Annotated in this window: 20 protein-coding genes; 8 read left to right on the top strand and 12 right to left on the bottom strand. The window is 72.8% G+C overall.

The window, feature by feature from the left end; translation table 11 throughout:
- Positions 1-4: 4 nt before the first annotated feature.
- The gene (locus ACZ3OF_RS08470; RefSeq protein WP_361669297.1) at positions 5-760 is read left to right on the top strand and encodes a GntR family transcriptional regulator; all 756 of its coding nucleotides are present in this window, start codon (positions 5-7) and stop codon (positions 758-760) included.
- A gap of 15 nt (positions 761-775) precedes the next feature.
- Here the strand turns inward: ACZ3OF_RS08470 and ACZ3OF_RS08465 are convergent, their stop codons facing one another.
- From ACZ3OF_RS08465 to ACZ3OF_RS08445, 5 genes are all read right to left on the bottom strand, one after another.
- A complete protein-coding gene (locus ACZ3OF_RS08465; protein ID WP_467303518.1) occupies positions 776-1,324 on the bottom strand; it encodes a phosphonate degradation HD-domain oxygenase in 549 nt (182 codons plus the stop codon).
- On the bottom strand, positions 1,321-2,418 hold the full coding sequence (gene tmpA, locus ACZ3OF_RS08460) for a 2-trimethylaminoethylphosphonate dioxygenase (protein WP_467303516.1): 1,098 nt from the start codon (positions 2,416-2,418) through the stop codon (positions 1,321-1,323). Before tmpA ends, ACZ3OF_RS08465 begins: the two co-directional genes overlap by 4 nt.
- Positions 2,419-2,620: 202 nt before the next feature.
- Positions 2,621-3,043 carry a guanyl-specific ribonuclease gene (locus ACZ3OF_RS08455; RefSeq protein WP_361669304.1) on the bottom strand — a complete coding sequence of 141 codons (423 nt, stop codon included), beginning with the start codon at positions 3,041-3,043 and terminating at the stop codon, positions 2,621-2,623.
- Positions 3,044-3,190: 147 nt separating this feature from the next.
- Positions 3,191-4,072, bottom strand: coding sequence for an SDR family oxidoreductase (locus ACZ3OF_RS08450; protein ID WP_361669307.1), 882 nt, complete (start codon positions 4,070-4,072; stop codon positions 3,191-3,193).
- 1 nt (position 4,073) lies between these two features.
- The gene (locus ACZ3OF_RS08445; RefSeq protein ID WP_467303513.1) at positions 4,074-4,856 is read right to left on the bottom strand and encodes an SDR family oxidoreductase; all 783 of its coding nucleotides are present in this window, start codon (positions 4,854-4,856) and stop codon (positions 4,074-4,076) included.
- Positions 4,857-4,923: 67 nt separating this feature from the next.
- Here ACZ3OF_RS08445 and ACZ3OF_RS08440 point away from each other — a divergent pair, with 67 nt between their 5' ends.
- Genes ACZ3OF_RS08440 through ACZ3OF_RS08420 form a run of 5 tightly spaced genes read left to right on the top strand, consistent with a single transcriptional unit; the run spans position 4,924 to position 9,230 of the window.
- Positions 4,924-5,685: an enoyl-CoA hydratase family protein gene (locus ACZ3OF_RS08440; protein WP_361669312.1), complete on the top strand. Its 762-nt coding sequence runs from the start codon at positions 4,924-4,926 to the stop codon at positions 5,683-5,685.
- Complete coding sequence (locus ACZ3OF_RS08435; RefSeq protein WP_467303510.1) at positions 5,682-6,527, top strand: CoA transferase subunit A; 846 nt, start codon at positions 5,682-5,684, stop codon at positions 6,525-6,527. The genes ACZ3OF_RS08440 and ACZ3OF_RS08435 overlap by 4 nt, the downstream gene beginning before the upstream one ends.
- Positions 6,524-7,255 carry a CoA-transferase subunit beta gene (locus ACZ3OF_RS08430; protein ID WP_361669317.1) on the top strand — a complete coding sequence of 244 codons (732 nt, stop codon included), beginning with the start codon at positions 6,524-6,526 and terminating at the stop codon, positions 7,253-7,255. Before ACZ3OF_RS08435 ends, ACZ3OF_RS08430 begins: the two co-directional genes overlap by 4 nt.
- Positions 7,255-8,304 carry an NAD(P)H-dependent flavin oxidoreductase gene (locus ACZ3OF_RS08425; RefSeq protein WP_361669320.1) on the top strand — a complete coding sequence of 350 codons (1,050 nt, stop codon included), beginning with the start codon at positions 7,255-7,257 and terminating at the stop codon, positions 8,302-8,304. Before ACZ3OF_RS08430 ends, ACZ3OF_RS08425 begins: the two co-directional genes overlap by 1 nt.
- A gap of 29 nt (positions 8,305-8,333) precedes the next feature.
- Complete coding sequence (locus ACZ3OF_RS08420; RefSeq protein ID WP_361669322.1) at positions 8,334-9,230, top strand: tyrosine-protein phosphatase; 897 nt, start codon at positions 8,334-8,336, stop codon at positions 9,228-9,230.
- Here the strand turns inward: ACZ3OF_RS08420 and ACZ3OF_RS08415 are convergent.
- From ACZ3OF_RS08415 to ACZ3OF_RS08390, 6 genes are all read right to left on the bottom strand, one after another.
- A complete protein-coding gene (locus ACZ3OF_RS08415; protein ID WP_361669325.1) occupies positions 9,227-10,855 on the bottom strand; it encodes a DEAD/DEAH box helicase in 1,629 nt (542 codons plus the stop codon). The genes ACZ3OF_RS08420 and ACZ3OF_RS08415 overlap by 4 nt on opposite strands.
- Before the next feature lie 90 nt (positions 10,856-10,945).
- On the bottom strand, positions 10,946-11,149 hold the full coding sequence (locus tag ACZ3OF_RS08410; RefSeq protein WP_290114082.1) for a cold-shock protein: 204 nt from the start codon (positions 11,147-11,149) through the stop codon (positions 10,946-10,948).
- 343 nt (positions 11,150-11,492) lie between these two features.
- Positions 11,493-12,650, bottom strand: a complete 1,158-nt coding sequence (locus ACZ3OF_RS08405) for an acetyl-CoA C-acetyltransferase (protein WP_361669328.1) — start codon at positions 12,648-12,650, stop codon at positions 11,493-11,495.
- Positions 12,651-12,668: 18 nt separating this feature from the next.
- On the bottom strand, positions 12,669-13,298 hold the full coding sequence (locus ACZ3OF_RS08400) for a TetR/AcrR family transcriptional regulator (protein WP_352186378.1): 630 nt from the start codon (positions 13,296-13,298) through the stop codon (positions 12,669-12,671).
- Between the two features lie 15 nt (positions 13,299-13,313).
- Positions 13,314-14,108: an SDR family oxidoreductase gene (locus ACZ3OF_RS08395; RefSeq protein WP_467303503.1), complete on the bottom strand. Its 795-nt coding sequence runs from the start codon at positions 14,106-14,108 to the stop codon at positions 13,314-13,316.
- Positions 14,105-15,241, bottom strand: coding sequence for an acyl-CoA dehydrogenase family protein (locus tag ACZ3OF_RS08390; RefSeq protein ID WP_467303835.1), 1,137 nt, complete (start codon positions 15,239-15,241; stop codon positions 14,105-14,107). The genes ACZ3OF_RS08395 and ACZ3OF_RS08390 overlap by 4 nt, the downstream gene beginning before the upstream one ends.
- Positions 15,242-15,298: 57 nt before the next feature.
- Here ACZ3OF_RS08390 and ACZ3OF_RS08385 point away from each other — a divergent pair, with 57 nt between their 5' ends.
- The gene (locus ACZ3OF_RS08385) at positions 15,299-16,444 is read left to right on the top strand and encodes an acyl-CoA dehydrogenase family protein (protein ID WP_361669337.1); all 1,146 of its coding nucleotides are present in this window, start codon (positions 15,299-15,301) and stop codon (positions 16,442-16,444) included.
- A complete protein-coding gene (locus tag ACZ3OF_RS08380) occupies positions 16,444-17,448 on the top strand; it encodes an acyl-CoA dehydrogenase family protein (RefSeq protein WP_361669340.1) in 1,005 nt (334 codons plus the stop codon). The genes ACZ3OF_RS08385 and ACZ3OF_RS08380 overlap by 1 nt, the downstream gene beginning before the upstream one ends.
- Here the strand turns inward: ACZ3OF_RS08380 and ACZ3OF_RS08375 are convergent.
- Positions 17,443-17,958, bottom strand: a complete 516-nt coding sequence (locus tag ACZ3OF_RS08375; RefSeq protein ID WP_361669342.1) for a pyridoxamine 5'-phosphate oxidase family protein — start codon at positions 17,956-17,958, stop codon at positions 17,443-17,445. The genes ACZ3OF_RS08380 and ACZ3OF_RS08375 overlap by 6 nt on opposite strands.
- Positions 17,959-17,994: the final 36 nt, after the last annotated feature.

Raw genomic sequence — 17,994 nt, 5'->3', positions numbered from 1 at the left:
ACGGGTGAGTGAGGAACGGGCGCGGACGCCGCTGTATCTGAAGGTAGCCGCCGATCTGCGGACCGCCATCACGGCGGGCGAGTACGGCTCCGGGGCGAAGCTCCCGGCGGAGGACGAACTGGCCCGTCGTTACGGCGTGTCCCGGGGGACGGTCCGCCAGGCGCTGGCCGCGCTGCGCACCGACGGTCTGATCACCTCCCGGCGCGGCTCGCGCCGGGTGGTCCTCGGCGGTCCCCGGCTGCACAGCTTCGGGGAGCTGCGCTCCTTCACGCGCTGGGCGCGCTCGCTCGGCGAGGAGCCGGGGGGCCGGATCGTGGCGGTCGAACGGGTGCCGGCGGACGCGGAGGAGGCCGAGAAGCTGCGCGTCGAGGAGGGCGCGCCGGTCTACCGGGTGCGGCGGCTGCGGACGCTCGCGGGCACGCCGGTGATGGTGGAGCGCACGACGTATCCGGAGCGGATCGGGGAGCTGGTGGCCGGGATGCCGCTGGACACGGTCTCGCACTCGGAGCAACTTGAGCTGCACGGCGTGCTGTTCGCCGACGCCCGGCACACGATCGATCTGGTGCCGGCGGACGCGGACGACGCGGAGCTGCTGGGCTGCCGGGCCGGGGAGTCGCTGCTGCGGGAGCGGCGGCACTCGACCGACCCGGCGGGGAACCCGGTGGAGTGGTCGCAGGACCGCTATCTGCCGGGGACGGTGGCGTTCACGATGCAGAGCTCGACGGCGACGAGCGCGCTGGGCCGGCGGCTCGGGTCCTGACCAAGGCTCTCGCGCTCAGCTCCTGAGCAGGGCGGCCAGCAGGGGCCTGAAGTGCTCGAACCCGGGCGTCGGCAGGTCCGGGTCCTTCGCCTGCTCGTCCCAGCGGCGTACGGCGACGGCGTCGGCGGCCCCCGGGTGGGCCTCGAAGGCGCGGACCTGGTCCTCGGTCATCGGCCCGCCCTGGACCGCCAGCGTGTGGACGGAGGCCTCGGAGAGCAGCGCGGAGTAGCCGGGCTCGACGGCGCACAGGTACCGCTTTGCGCCGACGTGCAGCCGTACGGGTTCGGTGACTTCGGGCCCGAACCACTGGTCGAGCCAGTCGGCCCCGGTGTGGCTGTGGCGGTTGTCGGTGCCGTTCTCCATCAGGTCACGGCCGGTGACCGCGCCCTGGAAGTGGCCGACGTCGTGGAGCAGCGCCGCCGCGACCAGGTGCGGTGCGGCCCCGGCCGCCTCGGCGAGGGCGCCGGCCTGGAGCATGTGCTCGGCCTGGGTGACGGCCTCGCCGAAGTACTCGGCGCTGCCTTCGCCCTCGAAGAGCGCGGCGAGGGTGTCGAGGGGGTTCACTTCGCGTCCCCTTCCCGGCGCAGGACGGCGAGCGTGGAGGCGAGGCCGTCGATGTCGGCGTAGGCGCCCTGGAGGTGGCGGTCGCCGGACTCGGCGAAGGCGGTCCTGGCGTGCAGCAGCCGCGTGTTGTCGAAGATCAGGCAGTCGCCGGGGGTGAGCCGGAAGTCGAGCTGGAGCTCCGTTCGGAGCAGCAGCTCGCCGAAGCGCCGGTAGGCGGCGTAGAAGTCGGCGAGGGGGCCGGCCGGCAGCCGCAGGGTACCGAAGGAGCGGTTGTTGAAGCGGATCTCGCGGATGCGGCCGGCCGGGTCGGTGCCGATCAGGGGCCGGTGGGCGCGGAGTTCGGACCGCTCGTCGGCGAAGGCGAACGGTACGGGGACGCGGGTGAGGATCGCGTACGCCTCCCGGTCCTCGTCGCGCAGCAGGCACGCGGCGTGGAAGCCGTCGACGAGTCCGGAGTCGCCGCCCTGCGCCGCGTTGGTGAGGCAGTGCAGCAGCTGGAGGGTGGGGACCGGGTCGCGGTAGGGGTTGTCGGTGTGCGGGGTGATCCGCGCGCCGGTGAAGGCGAGGTTGTTGGGGTCGGCCTCGACCCGGACCTCGAACAGCTCGCCGTAGTTGGTCTCGCGTACGTAGCCGAAGGTACGGGCCACGTCGAGGACCTGGCGGTCGCGTACGGGCACGTTGCGGACGAGCGCGAAGCCCAGTCGGAGCACCGCGTCGAGGACGTCGGCGCGGACGGTGGGTTCGGTCGTGTAGGCGGCCCAGTCGGCCTCGGGAACCCCGTGGGCGAACCGCTCGGCGGCCCACAGCTCCTTGTCGTCCTCGGTGCGGCCGTCACCGGGAGCGGCCGCCGCGCCGGGGAGGTGGGCGCCCAGCCAGGACTCGGCGTAGACCGAGCGGTGTCCGTCGGGGGCCCAGACGACCTCGCGGGCGGGGGCGCCGTCGGGGGTGCGGGTGTCGTGGACGGTGTCGACGGTGAGCGCGTCGGGGAGCTCGGTGATCTGGAACAGCTTCTGGCCGTTACGGGGGTCCCGGCAGTCCGCGCAGGGACAGTTGTCGCGCAGCCAGAGCGGCGGTGCGGCGGCCAGTGACGCCATGAGGTTCTCCAAGTTGTACAGACAACTTCGGTTCTTCCGGGAGCCTCGCAGCCGCGGATGGCCGAGGGGTTACGGACAGCCCAACAGCAGCCGGACGGGACCTCGGCGACAGGCGGCACGCCATGGACGCCGTCGTGCCCGGTCCGCGGCCCGGCCAGGATGGGGGGGCCGGCCGCGAACCGGGGGCTGAGGGGGCGGGGGTTCAGCAGCCGTGGTCGACGAGGTCGAACGAGGCGTAGTGGTCGGCGGTGTAGTAGTCCTCCTGGTGGGACTCGCCGGTCACGATCCGGCGGGCACCGCGGGTGGAGGAGCCCGGGGTCTTCACCGTGTACTCGTGGTAGTAGCCGGTGGAGTGGGCCGGGAGGATGCCTTCGCGGTTCTGGAAGACGCTGCCGTCCTGGCTGTACGGGAAGGGTCCGCCCTGCTCGATCAGGCGGAGGGTGTCATGGGCCTGGGAGGGGAGGTCGGAGTAGCAGATCTCGCCGACGGCGGAGGCCGAGAAGGCGGACGCGGCGGACACCGGGGCCGCCGGGGCGACGGCCGCGCCGGCCGGGGCGCCCAGGAGAAGGGTCGAGACGAGGGCGGCGGCGCCGCCGATGACGGTGAATCGTGGGGGGATTCGCATGCCCCCGATGATGACGCGCGTAGAAGCGACCCCGACAGCCCAACTCCCTTGATTTCCCCGGACGTTAACTTCATCTGCCCGATGTGGGGGCCGCGTGTGCGGCCCTTACCCGGACGTCACGCCCTCCCCTTCTTCGCAGGTGAGGGCTCATCCACCGGCGCCGTACACCGGTCGCGGCACCTCCGCCGCCGCCAGGAGCTTCGACGCCGCCTCCCCCGCCTCCGCCGGGCTCCAGCGCGCCCCCTTGTCGGCCGTCGGGCCCGGCCGCCAGCCCTCCATGACCGTGATCCGGCCGCCCTCCGCCTCGAAGACGCGGCCGGTCACACCCGCCGAGGCGGCGGAGCCCAGCCAGACGACCAGCGGGGAGACGTCCTCGGGTACGCCCTCCAGGCCCGCGAAGGCCTGCTCCGTCATCCGCGTCCTGGCCGCCGGGGCGATCGCGTTGACCTGGACCCCGTAGCGGCCCATCTCCGCCGCCGCGACCAGCGTCAGACCCACGATCCCCGCCTTGGCCGCCGCGTAGTTGCCCTGCCCGACGCTCCCCAGCAGGCCTGCTCCGGACGTGGTGTTGACGACCCGGGCCACCGGTGCGCGACCCGCCTTCGCCTCCGCGCGCCAGTACGCCGCCGCGTGCCGCAGGGGCAGGAAATGGCCCTTCACATGGACGCGCATCACCGCGTCCCAGTCGTCCTCGCCGAGGTTCACCAGCATCCGGTCCCGCAGGAAGCCCGCGTTGTTGACCAGGGTGTCCAGGCGCCCGAAGGTGTCCAGCGCGGCGGCCACGAGCGAGGCCGCCCCCTCCTCCGTGGCGATGTCACCGCCGTGCGCGACGGCCTCGCCGCCCGCCGTACGGATCTCCTCCACCACCTGCCCGGCGGGCGAGCCCGACCCGGCGGAGCCGTCGAGACCCACCCCCAGGTCGTTGACCACGACCTTCGCCCCCTCGGCGGCGAAGGCGCGCGCGTGCGCCCGCCCCAGACCCCGTCCCGCCCCGGTCACGATCACGACCCGGCCCTCGCACAGACCCATCTCAGCTCTCCTTGTCGGCAGTTGCGGCATGGTTGACCGTCGCGGCTTCCAGAAAGGCGGGGCGCTCGCCGCCCCCGTGCACCAGCAGTGAGGCTCCGGAGACATAGGCGGCCCGGTCGGAGGCCAGGAAGACCACCGCCTCCCCCACGTCCGAGGGATCGGCGAGCCGGCCGAGCGGCACGGTCCGGGCGACGGCCGCGATCCCGTCCTCGTCCCCGTAGTGCAGATGGGAGAGCTCGGTCCGGACCATCCCGAGGACCAGGGTGTTCACCCGGACGTACGGGGCCCATTCCACGGCCATCGAGCGCGCGAGGCTCTCCAGGCCGGCCTTCGCGGCGCCGTACGCGGCCGTGCCCGGCGAGGGCCGGGTCGCGCTGACGCTGCCGATCATCACGACGGAGCCGCGCGCTGCCCGCAGCAGCCCGTGGGCGGCGAGCGACACCCGCAGCGGGACGGTCAGGTTCAACTCCACCACCCGTGCGTGCCGTTCGGCGTCTCCCTCCCCCAGGAGCCGGTAGGGCGTGCCGCCCGCGTTGTTGACCAGCACGTCGAGCCGCCCGTACCCCTCGCCGACCTCGGCGAAGAACGCGCCGACGGCGGCGGGTTCGCGCAGGTCGACGGGGACGAAGACGGCCTCGCGGCCACCCTCCGTCATGGGCACGTCCGGCGGCCGGCGGGCGCAGACGACCACCCGCGCCCCCGCCCGGAGAAGGGCCCGCGCGATGCCCGCGCCGACCCCGCGTGTGCCGCCGGTGACGACGGCGACCCTCCCGTCCAGCTCCATCGGCTGCTACCTTCCTCACCAAGCAGTCACCTAACAAATGTTTGGTGGAAAGGTAGCTGATCCGCTCATGGGTGTCTCCACCACAAGCCCTGGCAAGGGCATCGCACTCGTCACCGTCGACTTCCCACCGGTCAACGCCCTTCCCGTACAGGGCTGGTACGAGCTCGCCGACGCCGTCCGCGCGGCAGGCCGGGACCCGGGGACCCGCTGCGTCGTCCTGACCGCCGCGGGCCGCGGTTTCAACGCCGGGGTCGACATCAAGGAGATGCAGCGGGACACCGGGCACGGCAGCCTCATCGGCGCCAACCACGGCTGCGCGGAGGCGTTCGCGGCGGTGTACGAGTGCGAGGTGCCGGTCGTCGCGGCGGTCGGCGGCTTCTGCCTGGGCGGCGGCATCGGGCTCGTCGGCAACGCGGACGCGATCGTGGCCTCCGACGACGCCACCTTCGGACTGCCCGAACTCGACCGCGGTGCGCTCGGCGCCGCCACCCACCTGGCCCGGCTCGTCCCCCAGCATCTGATGCGCGCGCTGTACTACACCTCGCGCACCGCCACCGCCGCCGAGCTGCACGCCCACGGCTCGGTCTGGAAGGTCGTGCCGCGCGAGGAACTCCTCGACGCCGCGCTGGAGCTGGCGGCCGAGATCGCCCGGAAGGACGGGTATCTGATCCGGCTCGCCAAGGCCGCGATCAACGGCATCGACCCCGTGGACGTGCGCCGCAGCTACCGCTTCGAGCAGGGCTTCACCTTCGAGGCCAACCTCAGCGGGGTCGCCGGCCGCGTCCGTGACACCTTCGGCAAGGACGAGGCCAGGGAGGCCGGCTCGTGACCGACAAGACGATGACCCCCGACGAGGTGGTGGGCCGCCTGCGCAGCGGCATGACCCTCGGCATCGGCGGCTGGGGCTCCCGCCGTAAGCCGATGGCCCTGGTCAGAGCGCTGCTCCGGTCCGAGATCACCGATCTCACCGTGGTTTCGTACGGGGGCCCCGACGTCGGCCTGCTGGCCGCCGCCGGCCGGATCCGCAGGCTGGTGGCCGCCTTCACCACGCTGGACTCCATCCCCCTCGAACCGCACTTCCGCGCCGCCCGCGAGCGCGGCGACTTCTCCATGACGGAACTCGACGAGGCCATGTTCATGTGGGGCCTCCACGCCGCCGCCAACCGGCTGCCCTTCATGCCCGTCCGGGCGGGTCTCGGATCGGACGTGATGACGGTCAACCCCGAGCTGCGGACGGTCACCTCGCCCTACGAGGACGGCGAGACGTTCGTCGCCGTGCCCGCCCTGCGCATGGACGCCGCCTTCGTCCACCTCAACCGCGCCGACCGGCTCGGCAACGGCCAGTACCTGGGCCCCGACCCGTACTTCGACGACCTCTTCTGCGAAGCCGCCGACACCGCGTACGTCTCGTGCGAGCGGATCGTCGAGCGGTTCGACGCCGCCACCGCCCCGCAGTCCCTGCTCGTCAGCCGGCACAGCGTCACCGGTGTCGTCGAGACCCCGAACGGCGCCCACTTCACCTCCTGCGTCCCCGACCACGGCCGCGACGAGCCGTTCCAGAAGCTGTACGCGACCACCCCCTGGCCCGAGTTCGCCGCGCGCTTCCTCTCCGGCAAGAGCGAGGACGACTACCAGCAGGCCGTCCGCGCCTGGCACGAGGAGCAGCAGTGACCACGACCGTCACCCGCGCCGAGTACTGCGTCGTCGCCTGCGCCGAGGCCTGGCGGGACGGCGGCGAGGTCCTCGCCGCCGCCATGGCCCCGGTCTCCTCCTTCGGCGCCCGGCTCGCCAAGCGCTCCTTCGCCCCCGACCTGCTGCTGACCGACGGTGAGGCGATGCTCGTCGGCCTCGACGGGGAGGCCGAGGGCTGGCTGCCGTACCGCCGCCATCTGACGATGGTCACCGGCGGCAAGCGGCACGTCATGATGGGCGCGAGCCAGATCGACCGGTACGGCAACCAGAACATCTCCTGCATCGGCGACTGGTCCCGGCCGGCCCGGCAGCTCCTCGGCGTCCGCGGGGCACCGGTCAACACCCTGAACAACCCGGTCAGCTACTGGATCCCCAAGCACTCCCCGCGGGTGTTCGTCGAACGCGTCGACATGGTCAGCGGGGTCGGTCACGACCGCGCGGCCGCCGCCGGGGTGGACCGCTTCCACCGGATCCCCCGGGTCGTCTCCGACCTCGGCGTCCTCGACTTCGAGACGCCCGACCGCTCGATGCGGCTCGCCTCCCTGCACCCGGGCGTCACCGTGGACCAGGTCCGCCGGGCCACCGGCTTCGACCTCGTGATCGGCGACGACGTCCCGTACACCCGCGCGCCGACCGCCGAGGAGCTGCGACTGATCCGCGAGGTGATCGACCCCCGGGGGCTGCGCGACCGGGAGGTCAGGGCCTGATGGAGACGGCGCTCACCGAGCTGACCGGGGTCCGCCACCCGATCGTCCAGACCGGCATGGGCTGGGTCGCGGGACCCCGTCTGGTCACCGCCACCGCGGAGGCGGGCGCCCTCGGCATCCTGGCCTCCGCGACGATGACGGTCGACGAACTCCGGGCCGCGGTCCGTGAGGTGAAGTCCCGTACGGACCGGCCCTTCGGGGTCAACCTGCGCGCGGACGCGGGCGACGCCCGCGAGCGCGTGCGGATCGTCGTCGACGAGGGGGTACGGGTCGCCTCCTTCGCCCTCGCCCCCTCCCGCGAGCTGATCGCGGAGCTGAAGGACGCGGGCGTGGTCGTCATCCCCTCCATCGGGGCCCGGCGGCACGCCGAGAAGGTCGCGGCCTGGGGCGCGGACGCGGTGATCGTGCAGGGCGGTGAGGGCGGTGGGCACACCGGCGACGTGGCCACGACGGTCCTGCTGCCTCAGGTCGTCGACGCGGTCGACATCCCGGTGGTGGCCGCGGGCGGCTTCCACGACGGGCGCGGTCTGGTGGCCGCGCTCGCCTACGGGGCCGCGGGCATCGCCATGGGCACCCGGTTCCTCCTCACCTCCGACTCCACCGTCCCCGACGCCGTCAAGGCGAAGTACCTCGCCGCGACGGTCAAGGACGTGACGGTGACGACCGCCGTCGACGGACTGCCGCACCGGATGCTCCGCACGGAGATGGTCGCCGCCCTCGAACGCGCGGGCCGAGTACGGGCGTTGGCGCAGGCGGTCCGCCGCGCGGCGGGCTTCCGCGGGATCTCCGGGCTTTCGTGGTCACGGATGGTCCGCGACGGTCTCGCGATGAAGCACGGCAAGGACCTGTCGTGGAGCCAGGTCCTGCTCGCCGCGAACACCCCCATGCTCCTCAGAGCGTCCATGGTCGAGGGCCGCACCGACCTCGGTGTCATGGCGTCCGGACAGGTCGCGGGAATCATCGAGGACCTCCCCAGCTGCGAGGAACTCGTCCTGCGAGTCATGTCCGAGGCCGAGCACGTGCTCCGCACCCTGCCATCACCAGGGTGAAACCCTCACCCCTCCACGGGAGTTCCGTCATGCCACTGTCGAGACGCGCACTGCTGAGCACCGCCACCGCCGCCGCGTTCACGGCGGTCACCGCCCCGGCCGTCGCGGCGCCCCGGAGCCGTCCCCGCGCCGCGGCCGTCCGCCACATCCCGCTCCAGGGCGCGGTCAACGTACGTGACCTGGGCGGCTACCTGACATACACGGGCGACCGGGTCCGGCACGGCCTGGTCTACCGCGCCGACGCGCTGAGCAAGCTGACCGACGCCGATGTGACGACGCTCGCCGGGCTGCGTCTGGGGCGGGTCGTCGACTTCCGGATCCCGCTGGAGGTCCAGTACGACGGCGCCGACCGGCTCCCGGCCGGGCTCGTCGCGGTGTCACGGCCGGTCACCGACAACGGCCTCTTCGGACAGCTGCTCGCGGCGATCGGCTCCCGTGACCCGGTACGGCAGGAGGAGCTGCTCGGCGGCGGCCGGGCGGCCGCCTTCATGCGGGAGGTGTACCGCACCTTCGTGACGAGCGCGGCGAACCGCGCCCAGCTCGGCCTCACGCTACGCGAGCTGGCCGGCCTCGGCTCCACACCGTCGCTGTACCACTGCACCTCGGGCAAGGACCGTACGGGCTGGACGAGTTACCTGCTCCTGACGGCCCTGGGCGTGCCGGAGACGACGGCCTCCGGCGACTACCTGGCCTCGAACACCTTCCGGGCCGCGTACGACGCCAAGGTGCGGGAGGGGCTGAAGCAGGGCGGGCTCATGCAGAACCCGGATCTGATCATCCCTCTCCAGGAGGTGCGGACCGAGTACCTGAGGACCGCGCTCGACGAGGTCGAGGCGGGGTACGGCAGCCTCTTCCGCTACCTCACCCACGGCCTCGGCCTGGAGCTGAGCACGCTGGCGAAGCTCCAGGACCGCCTCGTCGACTAGGCGGACGCGCCGCCGCCACGGCGGCCGCCACGACCGCCGCCGGTGCCACCACCGCTGCGGGTGCGGGTGGACGCGCCACCCGCGCCCGTCCGCGCACCGCCCGTACCCGCTCCGGTGCGCGAACCAGCCGAACCCGTACGGGCGTTGGCGCCCGAGCGGGAACGGCCGGCGCCGCCACCGCCACCGCCGCGGCGCGAGCGCTGGCCGCCGGTGCGGGGCTGCGCGGGCTGCGTCGGCTGCGGGACCTCGATGACGACCGGGACGCCGGAGGGCTCACGGGCGCCGGTGAGACGGGTCAGCTCCTCGTCGCTGGACTTGATCTGCGCCGTACGCGGGCTGATGCCGGCGTTCGACATCAGCCGGCCCATGTCGCGCTTCTGCTCGGGCAGGACGAGGGTGACCACGCTGCCGGACTCGCCGGCCCGGGCGGTGCGGCCGCCTCGGTGCAGGTAGTCCTTGTGGTCGATCGGCGGGTCGACGTTCACGACCAGGTCGAGGTCGTCGACGTGGATGCCACGGGCCGCCACGTTGGTCGCCACGAGCGCGGTGACCTGGCCTGTCTTGAACTGGTCCAGGGTGCGGTTGCGCTGCGGCTGCGAGCGGCCGCCGTGCAGGCCGGAGGCCCGTACGCCGCTGGCGAGCAGCCGCTTGACCAGCCGGTCCACGGCACGCTTGGTGTCCAGGAAGAGGATCGTGCGTCCGTCGCGGGCGGCGATCTTCAGCGTGACGGCCTTCTTGTCGGTCTCGTCGGCGATGTAGAGCAGGTGGTGCTCCATCGTCGTGACGGCGCCGGCGGACGGGTCGACGGAGTGCACGACCGGGTCGTCGAGGAACATCTTCACGAGCCGGTCGATGTTCTGGTCGAGCGTGGCCGAGAAGAGCATCCGCTGGCCGTTGGGCTCGACCTGCTTGAGCAGCGCGGTGACCTGCGGCATGAAGCCCATGTCGGCCATCTGGTCGGCCTCGTCGAGGACCGTGATCGCGACCTGGTCGAGCCGGCAGTCGCCCCGCTCGATGAGGTCCTTCAGGCGGCCGGGCGTGGCGATGACGACTTCGGCGCCACGGCGCAGGGAGTTGGCCTGCTTGGTGATCGACAGACCGCCGACGACGGTGGCGAGCCGCAGCTGCACCGAGGTGGCGTACGGGGCGAGGGCGTCGGTGACCTGCTGGGCGAGCTCGCGCGTGGGCACCAGGACCAGGGCCAGCGGGGCCTTGGGCTCGGCGCGGCGGCCCGCGGTGCGGGCGAGGAGCGCGAGGCCGAAGGCGAGGGTCTTACCGGAGCCGGTGCGGCCGCGGCCGAGGATGTCCCGGCCGGCGAGCGAGTTCGGCAGGGTGGCGCCCTGGATCGGGAACGGCTCGGTCACGCCCTGGGCGCCCAGCGTCTTGACCAGGGCCGCGGGCATGTCGAGGGCGTCGAAGGATTCGACTGAGGGGAGCGCGGGCGTCAGCGTCTCGGGCAGGGTGAACTCACGCGGCGGCGGAGGCGAGGCCGGTCCACGGCCACGGCCGGCACCCTTGGCCTTGCCCTTGGGGGTGGCGGCGGCGGAGCCACGGCGGGTATTTCCGGACGGGTTTCCGGAGCGGGATTCCGCGGCCCTGCGGGGCCGCCTTTCGGATCGAGTCATGGGAAATGCCTTCCTGGCCTGAGCACAGCACAAGCCGGGACCCGCACCTGCGCGGTGCGGGTCCCGGCTGCGAGAAAACGCGTCCGGCAATTAGGCCGGGAGGATGTTCTCCGCCTGCGGGCCCTTCTGGCCCTGCGTGACGTCGAAGGTGACCTTCTGGCCTTCCTGCAGCTCACGGAAGCCGGAGGTCGCGATGTTGGAGTAGTGGGCGAAGACGTCGGCGCCGCCGCCGTCCTGCTCGATGAAGCCGAAGCCCTTTTCGGCGTTGAACCACTTCACGGTTCCGGTAGCCACAATTATCTCCTGAATAGGTAAGGGTCCCATCCCGGAGAGTCCGGAAAACAAAATTGCGCCTGAGGAACATTCCCGTCAGGCGCACATAAAGTTCATGGGTACCAACTAGCAACAGTGAAACCTTAGCACGCCGCCCCACCCGGAGGGCGGGACGGCGACGAGCATCACACCGGGAACAGTACGAAGATCAGAGCCGCTCGATGATCGTCACGTTGGCCTGGCCCCCGCCCTCGCACATCGACCCCTCCCTCTCACCGGCCCCCCTCGCACCGATCGGCCCCTGGGGGCCTCACGGGCTTCGGGCGCCTGCGCCGGCCTCCGGCCGGACGGGACGTGTCGGCCCTCAGAGCCGCTCGATGATCGTCACGTTGGCCTGGCCCCCGCCCTCGCACATCGTCTGGAGGCCGAAGCGGCCGCCCGTTCGTTCCAGTTCGTGGAGGAGGGTCGTCATCAGCTTCACGCCCGTCGCGCCCAGGGGGTGGCCGAGGGCGATCGCGCCGCCGTTGACGTTGACCCGCTCCGGGTCGGCGCCCGTCTCCTTCAGCCAGGCGAGGACGACCGGGGCGAAGGCCTCGTTGATCTCGACGAGGTCCATGTCGTCGATGGTCATGCCGGCCTTCTTCAGGGCGTGGGCGGTGGCCGGTATCGGGGCGGAGAGCATCCGGATCGGGTCCTCGCCCCGCACCGAGAGGTGGTGGACGCGGGCGCGCGGCGTGAGGCCGTGTTCCCGTACGGCCCGCTCGCTCGCCAGGAGCATCGCCGCGGCGCCGTCGGAGACCTGGGAGGAGCAGGCCGCCGTGATGGTGCCGCCCTCCACGACCGGCTTCAGCCCGGCCATCTTCTCCAGGGTGGTGTCCCGGCGCGGGCCCTCGTCCACGGTCACGTCCCCGTAGGGGACGGTCTCCCGCGCGAAGCGGCCCGCGTCGATCGCGCGCAGCGCCCGCCGGTGGGAGCGGAGGGCGAATTCCTCCTGGTCACGGCGGGTGATTCCCCACTTCTTCGCGATCAGCTCGGCGCCGTGGAACTGGTTGACGGGCGCGTCGCCGTACCGGGCCCGCCAGCCCTCGGAGCCGGCGTAGGGGCCGTCGGTCAGGCCGAGGGGTTCGGCGGCCTGCCGGGAGGCGAAGGCGATCGGGATCATCGACATGTTCTGGGTGCCGCCGGCGACGACCAGGTCCTGGGTGCCGGACAGGACGCCCTGCGCCGCGAAGTGCACGGCCTGCTGGGAGGAGCCGCACTGGCGGTCGATCGTGACGCCGGGGACCTCCTCGGGGAGGCCGGCCGCCAGCCATGCCGTACGGGCGATGTCACCGGCCTGCGGGCCCACCGTGTCGAGGCAGCCGAAGACCACGTCCTCGACGGCGGAGGGGTCGACGCCGGAGCGGGCGACGAGGGCCTTCAGGACGTGCGCGCCGAGGTCCGCCGGGTGGGCGGAGGCCAGGCCTCCCTTGCGGCGGCCCACCGGGGTGCGGACCGCTTCGACGATGTAGGCCTCGGCCATGACAACTCCTCCAGACGTCTAGGGACGTACGGCGATCCCGTCCAGGACCATCGACAGGTACTGGCGGGCGATCTCGTCCGGGCTGTGCTGTCCGCCCGGGCGGTACCAGGACGCGGCGACCCAGACGGTGTCGCGCACGAACCGGTAGGTGAGCCGGATGTCGAGGTCGGCGCGGAAGGTCCCGGCCTCGACCCCGCGCTCCAGCGTGCCCAGCCACGCCTTCTCGAACTTCTGCTGCGAGTCCGAGAGGTAGTGGAAGCGGGGCTGGTCGGTGAGGTGCCTGGACTCCTTCTGGTAGATCGCGACGGCGGCGCGGTGCCGGTCGATCTCCCGGAAGGACTCGGTGACGAGGGCCTCGATGGTCTCCCTGGGGCCGAGTCCGGCGGCGAGGACGGCGTCGTACCCCTCCCACAGCTCGGTCAGGAAGGTGGAGAGGATCTCGTCGAGCATCGATTCCTTGGAATCGAAGTGGTAGTAGAGGCTGCCGGCGAGCATCCCGGCGGCGTCGGCGATCTTCCGTACGGTCGTGGCGTTGTACCCCTGGGCGGCGAACACCTCGGCCGCGGTGTCCAGGAGTTCCCGGCGGCGCTCGGGCGAGGCGCTCACGGGGGGCTTCTTCTTGCTGTTGCTGCTGACGGTCTTCGGCACACGTCCATTCTGGTCCTACGCGTGCTGGCTGCTGACCGAGACGGTCTCGCCGGTCATGTAGGAGGAGTAGTCGCTGGTGAGGAAGACGATGACGTTGGCGACCTCCCAGGGCTCGGCGTACCGCGCGAACGCCTCGCGTTCGATGAGCCGGTCGAGCAGCTCGGCGGAGGTGACCTTGACCAGGTGCGGGTGCATGGCGAGGGACGGGGAGACGGCGTTGACACGCACGCCGTACGCCGCGGCCTCGACGGCGGCGCAGCGGGTGAGGGCCATGACGCCGGCCTTGGCCGCGGCGTAGTGGGCCTGGCCCGCCTGGGCGCGCCAGCCGACGACGGAGGCGTTGTTGACGATCACGCCGCCGTGCTCGGCTGCCTCGAAGTGGCGCAGTGCGGCGCGGGTGCAGCGGAAGGTGCCGTTCAGGGTGACGTCGAGGACGCGGCTCCACTGGGCGTCGGTCATGTCGACGAGCGCGGCGGTGCCGCCGAGCCCTGCGTTGTTGACGACGGCGTCGAGGCGGCCGTGGAGCCGTACGGCGGTGTCGAGGAGGGCCTGGACCTGGGTCTCGTCGGTGACGTCACAGGGGAGCGCGTCGACCTTGTCCGTGCCGAACTCGGCGGCGAGGGCGGCCTCGGTCTCCTTGAGGCGGCGGGCGTGGGCGTCGCTGATGAGGACCCTGGCGCCCTCCTCCAGGAAGCGGCGGGCGGTGGCTCCGCCGATACCCGCTCCGGCGGCGGCGGTGATGACGGCGGTACGGCCGGTCAGGAGGCCGTGCCCGGGGACGTACGGGGGCGGGGCGCCGGGTGGGGTCATGGGCGCGGCTCCTTGGGGAGGCCGAGCACCCGCTCGGCGATGAGGTTGCGCTGGATCTCGCTCGATCCGGCGTAGATGGTGTCGGCGCGGGAGAAGAGGAACAGCCGCTGCCATGCGTCGAGTTCGTACGGTTCGGCGGCGACGACCGTGGAGGCGGCGCCGCAGATGTCCATGGCCAGCTCGCCGAGGTCGCGGTGCCAGTGCGACCAGGAGAGCTTGGCCATGGAGGGGTCGGTGCCGCGCAGGGCGCTCGCGCGCATGGCCCGGAGTCCGGTCCAGGCCCGGGTGAGGCGGTCGCGGATCAGCGGGTCGGCGAGGGCGCCGTTGCGTCGGGCGAGCGCGATGAGACCTTCCAGCTCGCGGCGGAAGCCGACCTGCTGGCCGAGGGTGGAGACGCCGCGTTCGTAGCCGAGGGTGGCCATGGCGATGCGCCAGCCGTCGCCGGGCGCGCCGACGACGTTCGCGGCGGCGGTCCTGGCCCCGTCGAAGAAGACCTCGTTGAACTCGCTGGTGCCGGTGAGCTGGACGATCGGCCGGATCTCGACACCCGGCCGGTCCAGGGGGACGAGCAGGTACGAGAGTCCGGCGTGGCGCCGGGAGCCGGGCTCGGTGCGGGCGACGACGAAGCACCACTGGGACTCGTGGGCGAGCGAGGTCCAGATCTTCTGGCCGGTCACCACCCACTCGTCGCCCTCGCGCACGGCGCGGGTGCGGACGGCGGCGAGGTCGGAGCCGGCTCCCGGCTCGCTGTAGCCCTGGCACCAGAGCTCCTCGACGGCGCGGATCGGGGGCAGGAAGCGGGCCTTCTGCTCCTCGGTGCCGTGGTCGATGAGGGTGGGGCCGAGGAGCTGTTCGCCGATGTGGTTGACCCGGGCGGGGGCGTCGGCGAGGGCGTACTCCTCGTGGAACGCGATCTGCTCCTCGATGCTCGCGCCGCGCCCGCCGTACTCCGTCGGCCAGCCGACGCAGGTCCAACCGTGGGCGGCCAAGTGGCGTTCCCAGGCGAGGCGTTCGGCGAACGCCTCGTGTTCGCGGCCGGGTCCGCCGAGACCCTTGAGGCCGGCGAACTCCCCGACGAGGTGGGCCCGCAGCCAGGCGCGTATCTCGGCGCGGAACTCCTCGGCGCTGCTCATGGCGCTGCTCATGGCCGTACGTTAACCTACCAAACACTTGTTAGGGAAGGAGCCCCGATGGACCCGTCGTGCAGCGCCGAGGAGGACGCCTTCCGCGTGGAGGCCCGGGAGTGGCTGCGGGCCCATGTCCCCGCCGAGCCGCTGCCGTCCCTGGAGACCAGGGAGGGCTTCGCCGCGCACCGCGCCTGGGAGGCGGTGCTGGCCGCCGGCCGCTGGTCGGTCGTGTCCTGGCCCGAGCGGTACGGCGGCCGGGACGCCGACATCTTCCGGTGGCTGGTCTTCGAGGAGGAGTACTACGCGGCGGGGGCGCCCGGCCGGGTCTCGCAGAACGGCATCAACCTCCTCGCCCCGACCCTCTTCGACCACGCCACGGAGGAGCAGCGGGCCCGGGTGCTGCCGTCGATGGCGACCGGGGAGGTCGTCTGGGCGCAGGCCTGGTCGGAGCCGGAGTCCGGCTCCGACCTCGCCTCACTGACCTCGCGGGCGGTACGGACGGAGGGCGGCTGGCTGCTGTCGGGGCAGAAGACCTGGTCGTCGCGGGCGGCCTTCGCGGACCGTGCCTTCGGCATCTTCCGCACCGACCCGCGGACGGACCCCGCCCGGCCGCACCGGGGGCTGACGTATCTGATGTTCGACCTGCGCGCGCCGGGGGTGACCGTCCGGCCCATCGGGCGCCTCGACGGGAAGCCGGCGTTCGCCGAGCTCTTCCTCGACCAGGTCTTCGTACCGGACGGGGACGTGATCGGGGAGCCCGGTCAGGGCTGGCGGATCGCGATGTCCACGACCGGCAACGAGCGCGGTCTGATGCTCCGCTCCCCCGGCCGCTTCCTCGCCGCCGCCGACCGGCTCGTGCGGCTGTGGCGCGCGGGCGGCGAGGACCGGGGGGTGCGCGACCGGGTCGCGGACGCGGTGATCGGGGCGCGGGCGTACCAGCTCTTCACGGCGGGCGCCGCCGCGCGCCTCGCCGCGGGGGCGACTAAGGGGGCGGAGTCGAGCCTGAACAAGGTCTTCTGGTCGGAGTACGACATCGCGCTGCACGAGACGGCGCTCGATCTGCTGGGCGACGAGACGGAGTCGGCGGACGGCGCGTGGGGCGAGGGGTACGTCTTCTCCCTCGCGGGCCCGATCTACGCCGGCACGAACGAGATCCAGCGCGACATCATCGCCGAGCGGCTGCTCGGCCTGCCGAAGGGGCGGCGCTGATGCGATTCCTGGCGACGGACGAGCAGCGCGACTTCGCGCGCTCGCTGGACGCGATGCTGACGGCGGCGGGGACGCCGACGGCGATACGGGCCTGGGCGGCGGGCGATCCGTCCCCGGGCCGCGCCCTGTGGTCCCGTCTCGCGGAGGCAGGTGTCTTCGCGCTCGCGGTGCCGGAGCCGTACGAGGGCGTGGGCCCGCTGCCGGTCGAACTGGTCACGGCTTTCGTGGAGTTGGGCCGCCATGGGGTGCCGGGCCCGGCAGTCGAGACGGTCGCGGCCACGGCGCTGCTCACGGAGCTGGCGCGGCAGGGCGACGACGGCCCCGCGAAGCGGCTGCTCCCGGGGATCTCCACGGGCTGGACGATCGCGACGCTGGCGACGGGCGTGCCTCCCGCCCCGCCCCGGGGCGCCGCCCTGGACGCGGACAGCGCCGACCTCGTGCTCGTCGTCCGGGGGGACGAGCTGCGGATCGCCCGCGGGTACGAGGACGTACGGATCTCCGCCGATCCCGCACGCCGGTTCGCGCGGCCCGCGCCGGGCGGGGAGTTCCTCGCCGCCGGGCCCGGCGTGACGGCGGGCGTCGCGCGGGCCGGGGAGTGGGCCATGCTCGCGACCGCCGCCCAGGCGCTGGGCGTCGGGCTCACCCTGCTCGACCGGACCGTCGCGTACGCCCAGCAGCGCCGGCAGTTCGGTACGGCGATCGGCTCCTTCCAGGCGGTCAAGCACCGGTTGGCCGACACCCTGATCGCGCTCGAGTTCGCCCGCCCCCTCGTCTTCGGAGCGGCGCTCACGTTCGCGAGCACCGATCTCGCGGCTGCCAAGGTCACGGCCGGCGAGGCCGCGTACACCGCCGCCCGCACGGCCCTCCAGATCCATGGCGCCATCGGCTACACCGAGGAGCTGGACCTCTCGCTCTGGCTCCGCAAGGCCCGTCCCCTCCGGGACGCCTGGGGCACGCCGTCCTGGTGCCGGGCCCGTGTCCTCGACGCGTACGACGGCTCATGACTCCTCGCGCGGCGGGCTGTCGTCCGTACGGCGCCGGATCGTCCGCATCTTCCGCGCCGGTGACCAGGTGCGGACGACCAGGTCGTCGCCTTCGACGAAGGTGCGGACCACCTCCGTCAGCTCCACGCGGAAGACATGGAACGGCAGCGGCATGCCCACCGCCTCCGCGTACCGCTCCAGCGCTCCCGCGTCGGTGATCTCGACGGCGCGGCCCGAGATCCGGACGTCGCCGCCGCCCATGTCCGTCCCCGCGCCGGGGTTGGCGAGGAGCGCGAAGCGGCCGTCGCGGCGCAGGTCGAGCGCCTTGCGGGAGTTCGGCATCATGCCGAGCCACAGCTCGTCCCAGCGGAAGTCGGCCTCGATGCCGCTGAGCCGCGGTGAGCCGTCCTTGCGCACGGTGGCGAGCGAGTGGTGGGTGTACTGCCCGAAGCGCTCGCGCACGGTCGTCGCGAACGTGGGCTCGGCGGCCGCGAAGGCCGCCCAGGTGGTTCCGGTTCCGGTGTCTCCCATGGCTCCAGGAAACACCGGATTCCCGACATCCTCTGT

The sequence above is a fragment of the Streptomyces sp. NPDC022552 genome (assembly GCF_055561875.1).
The sequence above is the reverse complement of the archived record's forward strand: the minus strand, read 5'-3'. Positions and strand labels throughout refer to the sequence as shown.